Here is a 19,355-nt window from a genome sequence, read left to right on the forward strand (position 1 = left end):
AGAGCGCCCGAGGGTTCCCTCACGCCGTGGCGGGCGGGCGACGGTCGGACCCGGAGCGGGCGACGACCGCCGCGACGAGTGTCGTCACCGGCACCGCCGCGACGATGCCGATCGACCCGACGAGCGTCCGCAGCACCTCCTGGGCGACGTCCTCGGCGGTGAGTAGATCACCGAGCCCGCGGCCGGAGAGGGTGAACAGCAGCAGGAGCGGCAACGCAGCGCCGGCGTAGGCGAGCACGAGCGTGTTCACCGCCGACGCCACGTGGTCGCGGCCCACGCGCATCGCGGCCGCGTGGAGCTCCCGCGTTCCCGACGACGGGTCGGCGCGGTGGAGCTCCCACACGGTCGAGGTCTGGGTGACGGTGACGTCGTCGAGGACACCGAGGGCGCCGATGATCAGCCCGGCGAGCAGCAGGCCGCGCGCGTCGATCCCGGCCCCGAGGACGCCGAGGAGCTCGGTGGAGGGTTCGTCGAGCCCGGTCAGCCGGGTGAGGCCGCCGAAGACCAGGGCGAGCACCCCGATCACCCCGAGGGACACCACCGTGCCGAGGGCGGCGGTCGCGGTCCGCGCGGAGAACCCGTGGATCGTCGGGAACACCACGGCGACGATCAGGCCCGACGCGACGAGCGCGACCGGCACCGGCGCCGCACCCGTGAGCAGCGCGGGGAGCACGAACAGGCCCAGCACGAGCAGCGTGATGCCGAGGGCGCCGAGCGCGGCGAGCCCCTGCCGGCGCCCGAGCAGCACGACCGCGAGGGCGAAGACCCCGGCGAGGAGCAGGAGCGGGCCGCCGCGCTGCCGGTCGACCACCTGGTAGCCCGACGCGTCGGCCGGGTCGCCGCCGGACCAGGCCAGCACCACCGCGTCGCCGTCGACGAAGTGCGGCGTCGCGGGCCCGCCCGGCAGGAGCGTCCCGATCGTCCGCCCCGACGCCGGGCCCTCGTCGAGCCGGACCTGCAGCGGATGGCACCCGGTGCCGGCCTCGGTGACCGCGAGTGTCGGGTCGGAGCAGTCGGCCTCCGCGCCCGCGCGCACGATCGTGCCGTCGAGCGGCTGGGTGGCCATCGCGGCGACCGCCCCGCTGCTGGTCCCCGCCGCGGCGGCGTGACTGCCGTCGAGCACCGCCCGGTACTCCGACGGCGACGGCGCGAGCAGCACCAGCCCGACGGCGACGGCGAGCCCGCACGGCACGAGCAGCGCCGCCAACAGCCGCCGGACGGTGCGGCCGACCGCGGGGGCGGGGCCGTGGCCGTGCCACGCGTGCCCCGCGTGCCCGGCGGGCGCGACCCGGCGTCGGGACCGGGACCGCGCCCCCGAACGAGCGGCACTCCCGCTCCGTCCCGGCGCGCGGGGGTGTCCGGGGGAGGCCGGGATCGGCGCCGTCACCGGGTCGTCGATGTCCATCGGCGTCCAGTGTGTCCGCTACGTCCCGGCGGGCTCGAGCTGGTACCGGATCAGGCGCGAGGAGTTCGCGACGACGGCCACCGACGACGCGTTGTGCAGGATCGCGGCGACGACGGGGGAGAGCGCTCCGCCGGCGGAGACGACCAGCCCGACGGCGTTGACCGCGATCGACATGCCGTAGTTCTGCCGGATCACGCCGACGCCGCGGCGGCCGAGGTCGCGCAGGTCCAGCAGCGCGGTGAGCCGGTCGCCGGCCAGGGCGACGTCGGCGGTCTCCACGGCCACGTCGGTGCCGGCGACCCCCATCGCGATGCCGAGGTCGGCGAGCGCGAGGGCCGGGGCGTCGTTGCTGCCGTCGCCGACCATCGCGACCGTGTGGCCCTCGGCCTGCAGCGCGCGGACCGCGTCCTGCTTGTCCTCGGGCATCACCTCGGCGCGCCACTCGTCGATGCCGAGCTCGGCGGCGACGGCCGCGGCGACGTCGGGGTGGTCCCCGGAGAGCATGACGATCCGGCGGACGCCGTCGGCCCGGAGTGCCTCGAGGACCTCGACGGCCTCGGGCCGGACGGTGTCGCGCAGGCTGATCAGCCCGATGAGCGTGCCGTCGACCGCGAGCAGCAGCGGGGTCTCGGCCTGGCGCTGCAGGCGGCGGACCCAGTCCGAGGCCTGGCGCGAGACGCGGACCTTCTGCTCCCGGAACAGGGCCCGCGAGCCCAGCAGCAGCGTGCGGCCGTCGGCCTGCACCCGCATGCCCTGCCCGAGGAGCACCTCGCACTCCTCGTGCGGCGGGATCTCGATCCGCCGCTCCTCGGTCGACCGGATGACGGCCTGCGCGAGCGGGTGCCGCGAGTGAATCTCCGACGAGGCCGCGAGGGCGAGGACCTGCTCCGGGGCGTAGTCGTCGTGGAAGGAGACGACGTTCGTGACGACGGGTCGTCCCGACGTGAGGGTGCCGGTCTTGTCGAGCACCACCGCGTCCACCCGGCCGGCCGCCTCGAGGTGCGAGCCGCCCTTGATGAGGATGCCGCGCCGGGCGCCGTTGCCGATCGCCGCGCTGATCGCGGTCGGGGTGGAGAGCCCGACCGCGCAGGGGCAGGCGACCAGCAGCATCGTCATGGCCCGGCGGACGTCGCGGGTGACGAGCAGGGTCGCGGCGGAGAGCGCGAAGGACAGCGGGACGAAGCGGCGGGAGAAGTTCTCGCCGACGGTCTGGATCGGGGCCCGGTCGGACTGCGCCGCCTCGACGCGCTCGATGATCCGCCCGACGGCGGTGTCGCTGCCGACCGCGGTCGCGCGGACCACGAGCCGGCCCCGCAGGAGCACCGACCCGGCGTGCAGTTCGTCGCCGACCTCGGCGGTGACGGGCAGGTTCTCCCCGGTGATGGCGGCCTGGTCGACGAGGCAGCCCTCGCCCGCGGCCTCGACCACCACGCCGTCGACCGGGAGCACCACGTGCTCGTGGACGACGATCTCGTCGCCGACGCGCACCCGGTCGATCGGCACCTCGACCTCGGCGGCCTCGCCCGCGGCGCTCGTCCCGTCCCCCGTCGCTGCGCTCGCCCCGGCCGGGGCGACGCGCATCCACGTCGTGGTCCGGGCCCCGGTGAGCAGGTCGGAGATGGCCCGCCGGCTGCGGCGCAGCGTGAGGTCCTGCAGGTACTCGCCGATGTTGAGCAGCCACAGCACCGTCAGCGCGACGACGTTCTCGCGCAGCACCAGCGAGGCCACCGTGGCGGCCGAGACGAGGGCGTCGGTGCCCGCTCCGCGCCCGCCGACGAGGGCGCGCAGGGCACCGCGCAGGAAGGGGTAGCCGGTGAAGATCGTGATCCCGGTGGCGACGGTGCGGCTCGTCGGGCCGAGCATTGGGGGCCGGCGCAACACCCAGCGGCGTCCGCCGAGCAGCAGCAGGGCGATGCCGCCGACGGCCATCCGCAGGAGGTCGCCGTTGCCCACCTCGGCGGAGCGCGGCAGCCGGGTCGCGGGCTCGTCGTGCGGGGTCACGACGGTCACGTCGCGGTAGGTCTCGCGGATCGCGGCCACCGAGCAGCGCGCCCGGTCGTACCAGACGACCAGCGCGCCGGTGCGCGGAAACGCGTGGACCTGGCGCACGCCGTCGACGCCGTCGAGCGCCTCCTCGACCGCGACGGCGAGCCCGATCGCGGCCCGCAGGTCCGGGGCGTCGAACCGCACCCGCCCCGCCGCGTCGGAGACGACCCGGAGGCCGGACCCGTCGTCGGGAACCGGGTGCAGGTGCCGCACGGCAGCGCCCACGTCAGTGCTCGTGGTCGTGCTCGGCGGCACCGGGCGGCGGCGCCTGCTCGCCCAGCCGCTCGCGGGCCTCGGCGACGACGTCGGCGGTGTTCAGCCGGACCCGCTCGGCGCCGGCCTCCGCGGCGCGCGACACCTTCAGGCCGATCGTGGTGACGGCGACCGCGGACTCGTGCACCGCACGGCCGCCGGAGAGCTTCTTCACGCCCTCGACGACGGCGACCCCGGCCACGCCGCTCGCCACCGCTCCGGCCGCCCTCGCCGCCAGCGCACCCCACGCCACCATGCCGTCGTCTCCTCGCCCGCTCCGTGTCGACCGCCGTGAATTGCCGGCCGACGCTGGTCCACCTCACGGGCACATCCGCAGGTCGGGACCGAGATCACGACCCTTGTCGGTCATGATTGTCGGTCCCATCTCACCACGGGAGTGACGACGGCGTGCGCCCGATCGGGGGGTGGCTGACCTCGATCGGATGGCGTCCGTCACGATCTCGGGGTGGCGGACGGCGAGCACGGGACCTCCGACGGCGCGGGTACGGTCGTCACCCTCGACGACGGCGCGGCCCCCGCGGTCGTCGGCGACCGTTTCGAGCTCGGCGCGCGGCTCGGCCGCGGGGCGACCGCGACGGTCTACCGCGCCCAGGACCGCCTCCTGCAGCGCGAGGTGGCGGTGAAGCTCTTCGCACCCGGCGTCGGGACCCTCGACTCCGCCGCGGTGCGCCGTGAGCTGCAGGCGGCGGCCCAGGTCTCGCACCCCGGGGTGCTCGACGTGTTCGACGTCGGCGAGACCGGCGACCGCGTCTTCCTCGTGACGCGGCTCGTCACCGGCGGCTCGCTGGCGGACACCCTGGCGGCCGGACCGCTGCCGACCGCGGTGGTGGTGGGGCTCGCCGTCGAGATGCTGGCCGCCCTCGCCCACGTGCACGCGCTGGGCATCGTCCACCGCGACGTGAAGCCCGCGAACATCCTGCTCGACCCGGCGGACGACGCGCACGACGACGACCCGGACGACCCGGACGACCACGGGCCGGGGCGGGTCCACCCCGTGCTCGCCGACTTCGGCGTCGCCGCCGTGGCCACCGCGACGACCGCCCACGGGCAGGTCACCGGCACCGCCGCCTACCTGGCGCCCGAGCAGGTGCGCGGGGACGACGTCGGGTCCCCGGCCGACGTCTACGCCCTGGGGCTCGTGCTGCTCGAGTGCCGCACCGGGCGCCGCGAGTTCCCCGGCGGGCCGGTCGAGTCCTCGGTCGCCCGGCTGCACCGTGACCCGGTGGTCCCGCCCGGGCTGCCCGACGAGCTGCGGGACCTGCTCGTGGCCATGACCGCCGCCGCCCCGGTCGACCGTCCCTCCGCCGAGGCCGCCCGGACCCGCCTCCGTGCGCTCGCACCGACCCCGGGACCCGACGGGGAGACGTCGGCCGTGCGTGTGGCGGTGGCGGCCGAGGGGCCGTCGCGCTCGTCGGTCGTGATCGGCCCGACCGTCGTCGTGCCCGGCCCCGCCGCCTGCGGTGACGGCCGTACGTCACTGCCGGCGCCCCGTACCGGCGACGCCGCACCGTCGCGGGCCGCCGTCCCGCTCGCCGTCGTCGCCCCGACGCCGCCCGCGAGCCCCGTCGGGACCTCGGCCCGGACCGGCTCGCTGCGTCGCGGTCTGCTCGGCGCCGCGGCCGTGCTCGTGCTGGCCGGCGGAGTGGTCGGGGGTGTCGTGCTGACGGGTGACTCCTCGCCGCTGAGCGCCCGGGTGCCCGACCCGGCGCCCGCCGCCCCCGTCGTCGCGGCGCCCGCCGCGCCGGCGCCCGCGCCCGCCGTCGCGCCGGGGACGGAGCCCGTCGTGGCCGACCCCGCCGAGCCGACCGACCCGACGGACGTGACCCCGGGCACCGCGCCGGGCGCCCCCGACGGTGGCGACGCCCCGCTCCCGCAGATCCCGGCGCCCGCCCCGGCCCCCGGCGCGCCGGCTGTGCCGGCACCGCCCGCGGCGTGTCGCAGCGTCGTGTCCTCGCTGTCCGGGGCGGGCGCGACGGTGCGCATCCTGTTCACCAACCGCGGCGACACGGCGTGCACGGTGCGGGGGTTCCCCGCGGTGTCGTTCGTGGCGGGCGGGAGGACCGTCGGCGACCCCGCGACCCGGGCCGGGACGCGTGGGCCCGCTCTCACGCTCGCCCCCGGCGGGTCCGTCGCCGCGACGCTGCGGATCGCGCCGGTGACGGAGTTTGACGCGACGACCTGCGCCGCCGTCGACGTCTCCGGGCTGCGCGTCCGGGCTCCGGGCACGTCGGCCCCGGCGACGCTGCCGCGGGCGGGGAAGGCCTGCTCGGGCCCGATCGCGACACCGCAGCTGCGGGTGTCGCCGGTCGCCGCCCTCTAGCCCCGGGCGGCCGCGAGGACGGGCCGCCCGCACTCGACGGCGTGGGCGAACCGCAGCGTCGTGGTGAGCCAGAGCAGCACGTCGTGCAGGCGCAGGGGCCCGGGCCGGGCGTCGTCGAGCACGGCGGCGACGGCGGCCGCCAGTGCGGCGAACGCCTCGTCGTTGGCGCGCAGTTCCCGGGCCACCACGGCCTCGACGCCGCTGTCGCCCTCCTCGACGTGGGGGAGCAGCGCGCGGCGGGTGGTGGGCGTGAGGTGCGGGACGAGGCCCGGGTGCCGGTGGTGCAGGGCGGCGAGGACGTGGCCGGCGTGCGGACCGGCGTCGTCCCCGAGGCGGCGCAGCAGCGCGCCCACCGTCCCTGGCTCGTCCAGCACCGAGAACTCCGCGGCGGGCAGGGCGTGGAACGGCCGTCCGGCGGCCCGGGAGCAGGCCGCGTCGACGAGCGGCCCGACGCGGACCAGCGCGTCGTGCACCTCGTGCCAGCCGCTGCGGTCGAGGCGGCCGTGGAGCCCCTCGGCGACGAGGACGTCCGCGTCGAGGCCGGTGCTGCCCGGACGGGCGTCGAACCGTGCCCAGCCGTAGGCCGGCACCTGCACCCAGCGGCCCTCGGGGCGGCCCGGCGAGCGGAAGCGCAGCCACCGGCGGCCCCGGGCGTAGCCGACCACCGCGGCGAGGGCGTGGTCGAGCGGCACCGCCTCCGGGCCGAGGCCCGGCAGCCGGAGCACGATCCCGGTCCGTTCCGCTCCGCTCGTCATCGCCGACGATGGTGCCGGATCGGGCGGCCGGTCGGGCGGCGACAGGACGACGATTCGCGATGTGGCCACGCGGGGCATCACCGGCCACCGCGGTCCACATCGAGGGCGGCGGACGATCCTGCGCCCCCGCACAACAGCGAGGGAGGCGCCTCTCCGTCCCCAGGAGCACCTGCATGAGCACTCGCGACACCGGCTTCCGCGCCCTCCACGACATCGGCCTGGCGGCCTGGTTCGGCGGCTCGCTCTTCGGCGTCGCCGGCCTGAACGCCGCGGCCGAGGAAGCCGACCAGCAGCGCACCACCGCCCGCATCACGAGCATCGGCTGGGCGAAGTGGAGCCCGGTCAACACCGCGCTCATCGGCGCCCACCTCGTCGGCGGCGCCGGGCTGCTCGCGGCGAACCGCAAGCGGGCCGCGGCCCAGAAGGGTGCCGCCGGGACGACGATCGCCAAGCTCGTCCTCACCGGCGCCGCGCTGGGCGTGACCGCCTACACGCGGGTGGTGGGCAAGAAGGTCGAGGACGCGGTCATCCATGACTCGCCCGGCATCTCCTCGAGCACCACCACGCACCTCGACCGCGGCACCACGCAGGAGGGGCGCGGCGGCGCCGCCCAGGCCGTGCAGGAGGCCGACAAGCGGGCGGGCCAGGCGATGAGCGCCGCCGCCGAGTCCCTGCCGATCGGGGCCGCGCAGGCGCAGCGCCAGCTGCACGTGCTGCAGCTGGTCGTCCCCGCGCTCACCGGGGCGCTCGTGGTGCTCAACGCCCAGGCCGGGGAGCAGCAGAAGCCGACCGACCAGCTCCGCGGGGTCGCTCGCTCTGTCGGGTCGGCTCTGGGCGTCGCGGCCTGACCTCGCCGGACGTGGACCCGGGACGAATCCCTGGTGCACGGTCGAACCTTCTCGTCCTGCGGTTCACGTCCGACGCCGTGCGACACCCCGATGCTCCCGTGGGGGGACCCATGGCGTCTCGCGCCTTCCCGACCGACCCGACCGACCCGTCCGGCCCGACCGGCCCGACCGTCGTCGTCGAGCTCATCGGTGACCTCGACCGACCCGCCCGCGAGCGGCTGGAGGCGCTCCTCGTCGCGCTCGCCCCGGTGCCCCAGGCGATCGTCGTCGACGTGTCCGAGGCGTGGTGCGACTCCTCGCTCGCCCTGGCCCGGCTGTGCCGGTTCCGGGCGGCCAGGCACGCCCGGGGGCTCGCGTGCCGGCTGCGTGGCCTGCACCCCGACGTGGCGCCGGACTGGGAGCAGGTGCCGCTCGAGCAGCTGTTCGCGGTCTACGCCGATTCCCGCCGCCCGGCCGCGGGGTAGGCGCACCCGTCAGGTGACGTAGGGCGAGGCGGGCGCCGGCACCGGTGTCACCGTGGTCACCCGGAGGCGGGCGGTGCCCGGCGTCACGGCCGGCGTCCACCGTCCGACCACCCGCACCCAGGTGTCGCGGGCGGGGGCCGGTGGGCCGTCGACCGCGACCAGGTAACTGCGGGCGTCCGCCGCGCAGCAGCTGATCGCGGTCCGCGTGACGTACCACCCGCCGTCGTCGGCCGGGGTGACGAAGCCGACGAGGGCGACGTCCCGGTCGGCGATCCCGCGACCCGCGTCGTAGGCGGCGCGCACGGCGTAGTCCGGGACCGCCAGCTCCACCGGGCCCGCGGGCGGCAGCGGGCCCGACCTCGCCGTCGTCGCCGGCACCGTCGGCCCCTGCCGGGCGGCGGCCCAACTGCCCAGCGGGCTCGCCGGGACGAGGAGCACCAGCAGAACCGGGACCACGAGCAACCACCCGACGGCGGGTCGGTGCCCGGCGCCCTGACCGCGGTCGCGGTCCGCCTCCCGCGCGGCCGCGATCTCCGCCGGGGCGGCCGCCAACGGCCCGTGGGTGTGGAGTCGGGCCGCGCGGCGCCCGTCGTCGTGACCGCCGGGACGGTCGGGACGGTCGGGCCGCCGCGCCCAGCCGACCAGGCCGGCCGCTCCGGCGACCAGCAGCAGGACCGCCGTCGCCAGCAACCACCACCGGTGCGAGGGCCGGACGTAGTCGAGGTAGCCGCCGGTCAGCGTCGAGACGGCCAGCACCAGACCGACGACGGCCAGCAGTCCCGCGCCGAGGTCGCGCCTCACAGCAGCAGGGTCCCGACGACGAGCGTGGTCGCGATGGCGACGACGAAGGTCAGCGGCCCGAGCCGGGCCGCGACCGGGGGCCCGAAGGTCCCCGCCTGCATGGCGGCCAGCTTCACGTCGATCGCCGGGCCCACGACGAGGAAGGCGAGCTTCGCGGTGTCGGAGAACGCCGTCAGGCTCGCGACGACGAAGGCGTCGGCCTCGGAGCACACCGCCAGCAGCACGGCGAGCAGCCCGAGCACGACCACGGAGAGCAGCGGGACCCCCGCCACGGCGCCCACCCAGGTCGGGGGGACGGCCACGTTCAGCGTCGCCGCGCACGCGGCGCCGACGACGAGGAAGCCACCCGCGTGCAGCAGGTCGTGCGTCACGACGCCGAGCACGCCGTCGTCGTGGTGGTGGGTCCCGCGGCGCACCGGGAGGGGCCGCCCCAGGCGGGTCCACAGCCACCCGACGACCGTCGCGACGACGAGGGAGGCGATCGCCCGGGCCAGGACCATGCGCGGCTGCCCGGGGAACGCGACCGCGGTCGCCACCAGGACCACCGGGTTCACCGCGGGGGAGGAGAGCATGAACGCCAGCGCCGCCGACGGCCGGACGCCGCGGTCGACCAGGCGCGCGGCCAGTGGCACCGACCCGCACTCGCAGCCGGGCAGGGCCGCGCCCGCGACGGCGGCCACCGGGACCGCGGCCGTCGGGTTCGCCGGGACGACGGCCCGCAGCGCCCGGTCGGGCACGAGCACCGTCACGACCGCGCCGACGACGACGCCGAGCGCGAGGTAGGGCAGGGCCTGCAGGACGATCGCGACGAAGACGGTCGACCAGGTCTGCCACGTGGGCGCGGTCCCGACGCCGACGGCGAACACCTCCGGCCCGACCAGCACGAGGACGAGGGCCGAGAGGACGAGGAGCAGCCCGAGGGGTGCCGGGCCGGACGTTCCTACGGAGCGTGAGATCGGGTTCCTCCTTCCGGGCGAGACGGCCCGATCAGCCTAGGACGGGCGTGCCGGGCGCGGCGCCCGGGCATCACCGGGGCGGACACCCGAGGCACCACCCGAGGCACCCGGAGGACCACGCCATGGCACGCACCGTCGCCGACCAGATGATCGAGGTGCTGGTGCAGGCCGGCGTCCGGCGCATCTACGGGCTCGTGGGCGACAGCCTGAACCCGATCGTCGACGCCGTCCGCCGCTCCGGCGGCGCGGCGCAGGGCGGGATCGACTGGATCCACGTGCACAACGAGGAGGCGGGCGCCCTCGCCGCGGCGGCGGAGGCGCAGCTCACCGGCACGCTCGCGGTGTGCGCCGGCAGCTGCGGGCCGGGCAACACGCACCTGATCCAGGGGCTGTACGACGCCCACCGGTCGGGCGCGCCGGTGCTGGCGATCGCCTCGCACATCCCGTCGACGCAGATCGGGACCACCTACTTCCAGGAGACCCACCCCGAGCGTCTCTTCCTCGAGGCCTCGAGCTGGTGCGAGCTCATCTCCCGGCCGGAGCAGTTGCCGCGGCTGCAGCGGGTCGCGATCCAGACGGCGCTCGCCGACCGCGGGGTCGCGGTCATGGTCGTCCCGGGGGACGTCACGGCCGAGCCGGTCGCGCACGTGACCGGGACGGGCGATCTCGTCGCGCCGTCGTCGGTGGTCGTGCCGGCCCTGGACCGTGTCGAGGCGCTCGCCGAGCACGTGAACCGGGCGGGCCGGGTCACGCTGTTCGTGGGGGCCGGGGCGCGGGACGCCCGGGAGGAGGTCCTGGCCCTCGCGGAGAAGGTGAAGGCGCCGGTCGGGCACTCGCTGGGCGGCAAGGAGTGGATCCAGTACGACAACCCGTACGACGTCGGGATGAGCGGACTGCTCGGCTACGGCGCCTGCTACGAGGCCTCCCACGAGGCGGACCTGCTGGTGCTGCTCGGCACCGACTTCCCGTACGACGGGTTCCTGCCGCAGGCCCGCACGGTGCAGGTCGACGCGGACGGCCGGCACCTCGGGCGGCGGAGCGTGCTCGATCTCGGCGTCGAGGGCGACGTGGGGGAGACCCTCCGGATGCTCCTGCCGCTGATCACCGCGAAGACCGACCGGACGTTCCTCGACGAGATGCTGCGCCACCACGCCGACGCCCTGGAGCACGTCGTGGACGCCTACACCTCGAAGGTCGCCGAGCACACCCCGATCCACCCCGAGTACGTGGCCGACGTCCTCGACGACGAGCTCGCCGACGACGCGGTGGTCACGGTCGACACCGGCATGTGCAACGTGTGGGCCGCCCGGTACATCACCCCGACGGGCCGGCGCCGCATCCTCGGGTCGTTCCGCCACGGGACCATGGCCAACGCGCTGCCGCACGCGATCGGCGCGGCGGTGTCGCACCCGGGCCGCCAGGTCGTGTCGATGTCCGGCGACGGCGGGCTGACGATGCTGCTCGGGGAGCTGCTGACCGCGGCCGAGCACGACCTGGACCTCACGGTGGTCGCGTTCAACAACGGCGCGCTGGGCATGATCCGGCTGGAGATGATGGTGGCCGGGTTCCCGTCCTTCCAGACCGACCACGGCCCCGCCGACCTCGGGGCGATCGCCGCGGCCGCCGGGCTGCACGCGGTGACGGTGGAGCGCCCGGGCGAGCTGCGCGCGGCGCTCCGGGCCGCCCTCGACCACCGGGGTCCGTCCCTGGTCGACGTGCGCACCGACCCCGACGCCCTCTCCATCCCGCCGCACATCACCGCCGAGCAGGTCCGCGGGTTCGCCCTCGCGGGCATGCGCACGGTGCTCGCGGGCGGCGTCGGGAAGATGGTCCAGCTCGCCCGGTCGAACCTGCGCTCCATCCCGCGGCACCCGTTGCGCTAGTCAGCCCCTCCGCGTGTCGAGCCCCGACACGCCGCATCACCCGATCGAGCTAGCAACAAAGTTTCACGTCTGTTTCAGGTCCGTTGACCTGCGAGAACGACGTTCCGTCGTCGGACTTTCAACCGTCCGTCGCCGGAACGTCGCGTGACCGTTAAAACGTCACTTCGTTGAGGCCCTCAACACAGTCCTCGTCCGGACGGCCGCTCCCCCCATGAGCCGTTCGGACGCTGTCGGGAGGGACGACGATGCCCACTCACCGAGCGACCACCACGCGCTCGCGACCGACCGCCGAACCCGCGCACCGCGCGGACGTGAAGCGTCGCAGCTTCCTCGGGCTCCTGGTCGCGGCGCCGGTGCTGGTCACCGCCGCCGAGATCGGGCGGCAGACGCTCGTGGACTCCGTGCCGGACGCCTCGGCCGTGGCCCTGCCCTCGGCCCCGCAGCCCGCCGAGCTCTACGACCTGCTCGACGTCATCCGCGACAGCGCCCGGCCCACCGCCAACCTCATCACCGTCAAGGTGAACAAGGACGGCACGGTCTCCTTCGCCCTGCCCCGCTCGGACAACGGGCAGGGCATCATCACCTCGACCCAGATGATCATCGCCGAGGAGATGAACCTCGACCCCGACCAGGTGGTGGTCACCCTCGCCGACGCCCGCCCCGAGCTGGTGTTCAACCAGCTCACCGGTGGGTCGAGCACCACGTTCAGCACCTACACGCCGATCCGGGTCGCGGCGGCACTCGCGCAGGGCCGCCTCCTGGGGGCCGCCGCGAACGAGCTCGACCAGGACGTCTCGGTCCTCACCAGCCGCCAGGGCCTCATCACCGGCCCGAACGGGAGGTCCCTGCCCTTCGGCGACCTCACCGCGAAGGCGGCGGCGCCGGTCACCGAGGCCGCGAACGTCGTGCTCAAGCAGCGCGAGAAGTTCACCGTCATCGGGAAGAACCGGACGAAGTCCGACGCGCTCGCCATGGTCACGGGGAAGAAGAAGTTCACGACCGACCTGAGGATCCCCGACGCGCTGCCGACGGTGATCTGCCGGGCGCCCGACCTCAACGGGTTCCCGCGCTCGGTGGGCAACCTCGACGCGGTCCGGGCCATGCCCGGGGTCACCGACGTCGTGAAGGTCGGCAGTGGTGTGGCGGTGCGGGCGAAGACCTACGGGCAGGCCATCGACGCGGTCGACGCGCTCGAGGTCCGCTGGGCCGCCGGCACCGTCCCCGGCGCGGACGACGAGTCGGTGCTGCGCAAGCTCCGTGCCGCCGAGCTGCCGCTCGCGGTGCCGAAGGGCGTCGGGACGACGCTCGAGAGCGACACCGTCTTCTACTTCCGCAGCAACTCCTCGCTGGAGACGAACTGCGCCATCGCCGACGTCCGGGCGAACAGCGCGACGATCTGGGGCCCGGCCAAGAGCCCCATCGCCGCGCAGAACGACATCGCGCGCAAGCTCGGGATCCCGCAGAACGCGGTCACCTTCCACGTGATGGAGGGCGGCGGCTCGTTCGGCCGCAAGCTCTTCTACGACGCCGCCCTCGAGGCGGCCGAGGTCTCGAAGGCCATGGGCAAGCCGGTCAAGCTGATGTGGACCCGCGCCGACGACTCGCGCCAGGGCCGCGTCCACCCGATGGCCACCACCCGCGTCCGCGCCAACGTCGTCGGCGACGCCGTCGCGAGCTTCGAGATCCGGCACACCAGCGTCGCCACCGAGACCAACCCCGGTCTCTCCGAGGCGATCACCGCGTCCGCGCAGAAGGCGCCCGGCGGCAACCTGACCGTCTCCGAGAGCATCTGGGAGACCACCCAGGTGACGCCCTACAACGTCGGGGTGTCGACCCGCTTCCTCAGCGAGGTCGACATGCGCTTCAACACCAGCTCGATGCGCAACATCTACTCCCCGGACGTCGCCACCGCCCGCGAGCTCATGGTCGACCGGATCGCCGCGCAGATGGGCAAGGACCCCTACGAGTTCCGCAGCGAGTTCACGAAGCTCGAGCGCTGGAAGAAGGTCGTCGACCGGGCCGCGAAGGAGGCCGACTGGGGGAAGTCGATGGCCGACGGCACCGCCCAGGGCATCGGCATGCACGTCGAGTACAAGGGCGTGGCCTGCGCGGTCGTCGAGCTCGACTGCCGCCCGGAGACGGTCAATCGGCAGATCCGCCAGGCCCGGACCGGCCCGCGCGTCACCAAGGTGACCTACGTCGTCGACGTCGGGCTCGTCATCAACCCCCGGGGCGTCCGCGCCCAGATGATGGGCGGGATCAACGACGCCCTGGCGATGACGCTGACCTCGAGCCTGCACCTCACCGACGGCCACTTCGTCGAGGCGAGCTGGGACAACTACTTCTACACCCGGCAGTGGAACACCCCGCCGGAGATGAACATCATCGTCGTCGAGGACTCCGACGCGCCCGAGCCCGGCGGCGTCGGCGAGTTCGGTATCGCCGCGACGTGCGGCGCGATCGCCTGCGCCTACGTGCGCGCCACCGGGAAGACGCCGACCTACTTCCCGCTGGACCACAAGGACCCGCTGCCGTTCACGCCCTACCCGACGTCGCCGCCCGTCCCGCCCTCGCCGACCAACGGCCTCGAGACCACGTTCTGACGAGGAGTTCCGCATGCCCAACCACACCTTCAGGCTCAACGGCGAGCCGGTGAACGTCGACGTCGAGGACGACGTCCGCCTGCTGTGGGTCATCCGCGACCTGCTCGGCGTCACCGGCCCCAAGTACGGCTGCGGCATCAACGTCTGCAAGGCGTGCACCAGCCACATCAACGGCAAGGCGTTCAACCCCTGCTCGGTCCCGGTCGGCGCCATCAAGCCGACCGACGAGGTCACCACCATCGAGGGCCTCGCCGCCACCGAGGCGGGGGGCGGCCTGCACCCGATGCAGCAGGCGTGGATCGACAACGACGTCGCCCAGTGCGGCTACTGCCAGCCCGGCCAGATCATGGCGGCCGTCGCCAAGGTCCGGCAGTGCCGGGCGGAGGGCCGCGAGGTCGACGACGCCGCGATCGAGGAGCTGCGCAACATCTGTCGCTGCGGCACCTACAACCGCATCCGCGAGGCCATCAAGGCCGGCGCGGAGAAGATGTGACCTCGAGACACCAGGGAGAAATCGTGTCCTTCCGCAAGCCGCTCGCCGCCCTCGGGCTGGCCGGCGCCACCCTCCCGCTGCTCGCGGGCGTGGCGCAGGCCGACGAGAGCCAGAGCCCGCTCCAGGCCGCCTCCGCCGTCAGTGCCCTCGGCGCCGACTTCCTCGCCCAGGGCAAGGACGCCTCGAACGTCGACGGCAACCGCCCCGACACCGCCGACGGCACCGACACCCGCGTGCCGAACGCCGACTACCGGTACGCCGAGGGGCCGGCCGGCGGCCTCGTCAAGAACGGGCCGTTCGAGTAGAGGCCGGGTGGCCTGCGGCCTCGTGAGCACTTTCCGTGGCTGGCGCCACGGAAAGTGCTCACATGGCGCCAGCCACATCCAGCCCCGCGAACACGATCCCGTCGGCGTCGATGCCGTGCACGGCATAGGCGTCGGCGAGGTCGGACGACTGCCCGAACGTCCGCACGCCCAGGTGGCGCGCCCGCACCCGGTGCACGCCCGCGAGGAACGCCAGCGTGTGCGGGTGCCCGTCGAGCACCGTGACCAGCGGCGCCGCGCGGTCCGGCGGGAGCGCCGCGTCGAGCACGGCCCGGTCGCCCGTGTCGAGGGCCCGGAAGAGCAGGTCCCCGCTGGTCACGACGACGACGTCGGCCGGGTGCCCGAGCGCGTCCAGCCGCTCGGCGGCCTCCAGGGCCTGCGGGACGACGGCACCCATCGCCGCGATCGTCACCTGCGGCCGGCGCTCGGCGCGGCGCAGCAGATAGCCGCCGCCCACCACCTGGCGGCGCCGCCGTTCCCGGGCGGCCGGGTCCTCGGGGACCCCGGCGATCGACTGGTCGACCGGCCGCGTCGAGAGCCGCAGGTAGGTCGACGACCCGTCGGGGCGGCCGAGGCGCCGCAGCCCGTCGAGCAGGCACCACGCCACCTCGACGGCGAACGCGGGCTCGAACGCCGTGCAGCCCGGCTGCTCCAGCCCGATCGACGGCGTGGTGATCGACTGGTGGGCGCCGCCCTCGGGTGCGAGCGAGACGCCGGACGGGGTGCCGACCAGGATCGACTGCCCGCCCGCGTACATCCCGAAGGCCCAGGGCTCGAGCGCCCGGGCGACGAACGGGTCGTAGAGCACGCCGATGGGCAGCAGCGGCTCGCCCCAGCGTGACCAGGTCGCCCCGAGCTCGCCGAGCAGCCCGACGAGGTTGGTCTCGGCGATCCCGAGCTCGATGTGCCGCCCGGTCGGCCGTTCCTTCCAGTGCAGGATCGTCTCGGCGTCGTCGGCGAACCAGTCGCGCCGCTCCCGGGGCGACCACGAGCCGACCTTGTTCAACCAGCCGCCGAGGTTCGTGGACGAGGCGACGTCGGGCGAGCACGTCACCACCCGTCCGGCGGCCTCCGGCGCCGAGCGGGTGAGGTCGAGCAGCGCGCGGCCCAGGGCCTGCTGGGTGGTGCCGGTGCCCGACGGGGTGCGTCCGACGTCGGTGGGGATCTCGGGGAGCTCGGGCCCGTGGTCCTGGCTCGCCGGCCGGGAGCCGCGGCGGTCGGTCTCGTCGGGCCGCGTGAGCCGCTCCGCCGTGTCGGCACACAGGCGCGCGGCGGGGGAGTCGGGGGAGAGCGCGGCCCACGGCTCGTCGAGGTCGGTGCCCGCCCACGCGGCGAGCTCGCGCATCTGGTCCTCGGTGAGCAGCGAGGAGTGGTTCTGCGGGTGACCCTGGGTGGCGAGGCCGTAGCCCTTCACCGTGTAGGCGAAGATCACGGTGGGGCGGGTGTCGTCGATGCGCGTGAACGCGTCGAGCAGCGCCCCGAGGTCGTGGCCGCCGAGGTTGCGGATCGCGGCGTGGACCGCGTCGTCGTCGAGCCCGTCGAGCAGGGACGCCACCAGCGACCCGTCGTCCGGAAAGTCGTCGGAGGCCTGTGGCAACCGTTCCCGCAGCTCGGCGGCGCTGCAGCGCAGCAGGCGCTGGTACTCCGGGTTCGACATCGTGTCGATGCGACGGCGCAGCGCGTCCCCGCCCTCGCGGGCGTAGAGGTCGGTGAGCAGCCGCCCGTACTTGACGGTGATGACCTGCCAGCCGGCCGCCTCGAACAGGCCCTGCAGCCGGGTGACGGAGATGTCGGGGACGACGCGGTCGAGCGACTGACGGTTGAAGTCGACGATCCACGTGACCTCGCCGAGCTCCCGGACGATCGGGTCGAGCACCGCCTCCCAGACCGCGCCCTCGTCCAGCTCCGCGTCGCCGACCAGCGAGAACTGCCGGCCGGTGCCCGCCCGCGTGCCGAGCCCGTGGGCGTACCGGCGGGCGATGGCCCCCCAGATCGGGGCGGTCGCGCCGATGCCGACGGACCCGGTCGAGTAGTCGACGGGGTCGGGGTCCTTCGACCGCGACGGGTAGGACTGCAGCCCGCCCTTCTGCCGCAACGTCGTCAGGTAGCGGGCGTCGAGCCGCCCCAGGAGGTGGTTGATCGCGTGCAGGACCGGGCTCGCGTGCGGCTTCACCGAGACCCGGTCCTCGGGGCGCAGGACGCCGAACCACAACGCCGTCATGATGGAGACGATCGACGCCGAGGACGCCTGGTGGCCGCCGACCTTGACGCCGCCGGTGGACTCCCGGACACGGTTCGCGTGGTCGACGATCGCGGTCGAGAGCCAGAGGACCCGCTTCTCGACGTCCCGCAACGTGTCGAGGTCGGCGGCCTCGCCGGGCTCGCTGGCGGGGGCGGGCATCGTGGTCGACACACTCTTCTGTGCCCCCGCCCGCACCGGGGCACACTGCACCGCGATGACCGAGACCGATCCGCAGCGCGCCGTGCGCGAGCTCGCCGACGACCACGTCCGCCGCCTCGCCGACCTCGACCCGATCCTCGCGGGTGAGCTCGGGTGGAACGACCGCCTCGACGAGCTGCCCGACCTCTCGCCGGACGGCATCGCCGCCGGCGAGGCGGTCCGCCGCGGCACGCTCGCCCGCCTCGCGGCGCTGCCCACCCCGACCGACGCGGACGAACGCCGCTGCGCCCGGCTCCTGGTCGAGCGGCTGGAGGCCGAGCTCGCGCACAGTGCGTCGGGCGAGCCGCTGCGCACGGTCCAGGAGCTGTTCGGTCCGACGGCCGGGGTGCGCATGGCGTTCACGCTCATGCCGACCGGGACCGAGGACGACTGGGCCGCGGTCGCCCGGCGCGCCGCGCGCGTCCCGGCCGCCCTCGAGGGCTACCGGCGCTCGCTGGAGGAGGGTCGACGACGGGGCCTGTTCGCGGCACCGCGGCAGGTCGTCCGGGTGGCGGCCCAGCTCCGGGCCTGGCTCGACGACGACGGCGGGCGCGGCTGGTTCTCGGCGTTCGCGCGCGACGCCGAGGTCGGACCCGCCGTCCGGAAGGAGCTGGACCGGGGCGCGGCGGCCGCCGCCGGGACCCTCGCCGGGCTGCGGGACTGGCTGCTCGAGGAGTACCTGCCCGCGGCCGAGGGCACGCCGGACGGGGTGGGCGCCGAGCGCTACCGGATCGCGGCGCGGTACTGGAACGGCACCGACCTCGACGTCGAGGAGGTGTACGCCTGGGGCTGGTCGGAGTTCCGGCGGCTGCGCGACGAGATCGCCGTCGAGGCGGACCGGGTGCTGCCCGGGGCCGACGCGGCGACGGCGATGGCGCACCTGGACACCGCGGGCGAGGTCCTCACCGGGGGTGAGGCCGCGGTGGCGCACCTGCAGGAGGTCATGGACGCGACGATCGCCGCGCTGGACGGGTCGCAGTTCGACCTGTCGGGGCCGATCCGGCGGGTCGAGGCCCGGCTCGCGCCCGTGGGGAGCGCCGCGGCGCCGTACTACACGCCTCCGTCGATGGACTTCGCCCGCCCGGGCCGGACGTGGCTCCCGGCCGCGTCCGACGACCGCTACCCGATGTGGGGGCTCTACTCGACCTGGTACCACGAGGGCGTCCCGGGGCATCACCTGCAGCTGGCGTCGTGGCCGCTGCACGCCGAGCGGCTGTCGCTCTTCCAGACCTCGATGGCCGGCGCGGTCAGTGCGAACGTCGAGGGCTGGGCGCTCTACGCGGAGCGCCTCATGGACGAGCTCGGGCACCACGCCGACCCGGGCTCGCGGCTCGGGTACCTCGACGCGCAGATGCTGCGGGCGATCCGGGTGGTGATCGACCTCGGCATGCACCTGTCGCTGCCGATCCCGGACGACTCGCCGGTCGGGGCGGGGGAGCGGTGGACCCCGGAGCTGGCGCGCGAGTTCTTCGGGCGACACAGCGGGCGCTCGACCGAGATGCTGGACTCCGAGCTCATCCGCTACCTCGGCGGGCCGGGCCAGGCGATCGGCTACAAGCTCGGCGAGCGCGCGTGGCTGGCGGGGCGGGACGAGGCCCGGCGTCGGGCGGGCGCGGACTTCGACCTGCCCGCCTGGCACGCGGGCGCCCTGGCCCAGGGGTCGCTGGGCCTGGACGACCTCGTCCGTGAGCTGGCGCTCCTGTGAGCACTTTCCGTGGCTCTGGCCACGGAAAGTGCTCAGGGCA

The 19,355-nt window shown here is 75.1% G+C and carries 15 protein-coding genes; 8 read left to right on the top strand and 7 right to left on the bottom strand.

The window, feature by feature from the left end; all coding sequences use genetic code 11:
- Positions 1–19: 19 nt before the first annotated feature.
- The 3 genes from A3CO_RS0106855 to A3CO_RS0106865 are packed head-to-tail and all read right to left on the bottom strand — an operon-like array spanning position 20 to position 3,959.
- Positions 20–1,405 carry a YibE/F family protein gene (locus A3CO_RS0106855; protein ID WP_018331501.1) on the bottom strand — a complete coding sequence of 462 codons (1,386 nt, stop codon included), beginning with the start codon at positions 1,403–1,405 and terminating at the stop codon, positions 20–22.
- A gap of 18 nt (positions 1,406–1,423) precedes the next feature.
- Positions 1,424–3,676 (bottom strand): heavy metal translocating P-type ATPase, encoded by a 2,253-nt coding sequence (locus tag A3CO_RS0106860; RefSeq protein ID WP_051085858.1) that lies wholly within the window; start codon positions 3,674–3,676, stop codon positions 1,424–1,426.
- A gap of 1 nt (position 3,677) precedes the next feature.
- Positions 3,678–3,959 (bottom strand): DUF1490 family protein, encoded by a 282-nt coding sequence (locus tag A3CO_RS0106865; protein ID WP_018331503.1) that lies wholly within the window; start codon positions 3,957–3,959, stop codon positions 3,678–3,680.
- Between the two features lie 210 nt (positions 3,960–4,169).
- Here A3CO_RS0106865 and A3CO_RS35415 point away from each other — a divergent pair, with 210 nt between their 5' ends.
- The gene (locus A3CO_RS35415) at positions 4,170–6,044 is read left to right on the top strand and encodes a protein kinase domain-containing protein (RefSeq protein ID WP_018331504.1); all 1,875 of its coding nucleotides are present in this window, start codon (positions 4,170–4,172) and stop codon (positions 6,042–6,044) included.
- On the opposite strand, the gene A3CO_RS0106875 is transcribed toward A3CO_RS35415, so the two are convergent.
- A complete protein-coding gene (locus A3CO_RS0106875) occupies positions 6,041–6,799 on the bottom strand; it encodes a hypothetical protein (RefSeq protein WP_018331505.1) in 759 nt (252 codons plus the stop codon). The two genes, A3CO_RS35415 and A3CO_RS0106875, sit on opposite strands and share 4 nt — an antisense overlap.
- Before the next feature lie 173 nt (positions 6,800–6,972).
- Between A3CO_RS0106875 and A3CO_RS0106880 the strand changes: the two genes are divergently transcribed.
- Both A3CO_RS0106880 and A3CO_RS0106885 read left to right on the top strand, forming a co-directional pair.
- Positions 6,973–7,647 (top strand): hypothetical protein, encoded by a 675-nt coding sequence (locus tag A3CO_RS0106880; RefSeq protein ID WP_018331506.1) that lies wholly within the window; start codon positions 6,973–6,975, stop codon positions 7,645–7,647.
- A 110-nt stretch (positions 7,648–7,757) separates the two neighbouring features.
- Complete coding sequence (locus tag A3CO_RS0106885) at positions 7,758–8,111, top strand: STAS domain-containing protein (RefSeq protein WP_018331507.1); 354 nt, start codon at positions 7,758–7,760, stop codon at positions 8,109–8,111.
- Between the two features lie 9 nt (positions 8,112–8,120).
- On the opposite strand, the gene A3CO_RS0106890 is transcribed toward A3CO_RS0106885, so the two are convergent.
- Both A3CO_RS0106890 and A3CO_RS0106895 read right to left on the bottom strand, forming a co-directional pair.
- Entirely contained in the window at positions 8,121–8,912 is a 792-nt protein-coding gene (locus A3CO_RS0106890) for a TIGR03943 family putative permease subunit (RefSeq protein ID WP_018331508.1), read from the bottom strand.
- Positions 8,909–9,796 (bottom strand): permease, encoded by an 888-nt coding sequence (locus A3CO_RS0106895; protein ID WP_018331509.1) that lies wholly within the window; start codon positions 9,794–9,796, stop codon positions 8,909–8,911. The genes A3CO_RS0106890 and A3CO_RS0106895 overlap by 4 nt, the downstream gene beginning before the upstream one ends.
- Before the next feature lie 194 nt (positions 9,797–9,990).
- Here A3CO_RS0106895 and A3CO_RS0106900 point away from each other — a divergent pair, with 194 nt between their 5' ends.
- From A3CO_RS0106900 to A3CO_RS0106915, 4 genes are all read left to right on the top strand, one after another.
- Positions 9,991–11,751 carry a pyruvate dehydrogenase gene (locus A3CO_RS0106900; RefSeq protein WP_018331510.1) on the top strand — a complete coding sequence of 587 codons (1,761 nt, stop codon included), beginning with the start codon at positions 9,991–9,993 and terminating at the stop codon, positions 11,749–11,751.
- A gap of 245 nt (positions 11,752–11,996) precedes the next feature.
- Complete coding sequence (locus tag A3CO_RS0106905) at positions 11,997–14,354, top strand: molybdopterin cofactor-binding domain-containing protein (RefSeq protein ID WP_018331511.1); 2,358 nt, start codon at positions 11,997–11,999, stop codon at positions 14,352–14,354.
- Between the two features lie 13 nt (positions 14,355–14,367).
- A complete protein-coding gene (locus A3CO_RS0106910) occupies positions 14,368–14,847 on the top strand; it encodes a (2Fe-2S)-binding protein (RefSeq protein WP_018331512.1) in 480 nt (159 codons plus the stop codon).
- Positions 14,848–14,870: 23 nt separating this feature from the next.
- Complete coding sequence (locus A3CO_RS0106915) at positions 14,871–15,152, top strand: hypothetical protein (RefSeq protein WP_018331513.1); 282 nt, start codon at positions 14,871–14,873, stop codon at positions 15,150–15,152.
- Positions 15,153–15,210: 58 nt separating this feature from the next.
- On the opposite strand, the gene A3CO_RS37880 is transcribed toward A3CO_RS0106915, so the two are convergent.
- Positions 15,211–17,571, bottom strand: a complete 2,361-nt coding sequence (locus tag A3CO_RS37880) for a transketolase-like TK C-terminal-containing protein (RefSeq protein WP_033413737.1) — start codon at positions 17,569–17,571, stop codon at positions 15,211–15,213.
- Positions 17,572–17,626: 55 nt separating this feature from the next.
- On the opposite strand from A3CO_RS37880, the gene A3CO_RS0106925 reads away from it, so the two are divergent.
- Entirely contained in the window at positions 17,627–19,315 is a 1,689-nt protein-coding gene (locus tag A3CO_RS0106925) for a DUF885 domain-containing protein (protein ID WP_026204354.1), read from the top strand.
- The last annotated feature ends 40 nt before the right edge of the window (positions 19,316–19,355 follow it).

It is taken from the genome of Actinomycetospora chiangmaiensis DSM 45062 (genome assembly GCF_000379625.1).
In the GTDB taxonomy this organism is placed as follows: domain Bacteria; phylum Actinomycetota; class Actinomycetes; order Mycobacteriales; family Pseudonocardiaceae; genus Actinomycetospora; species Actinomycetospora chiangmaiensis.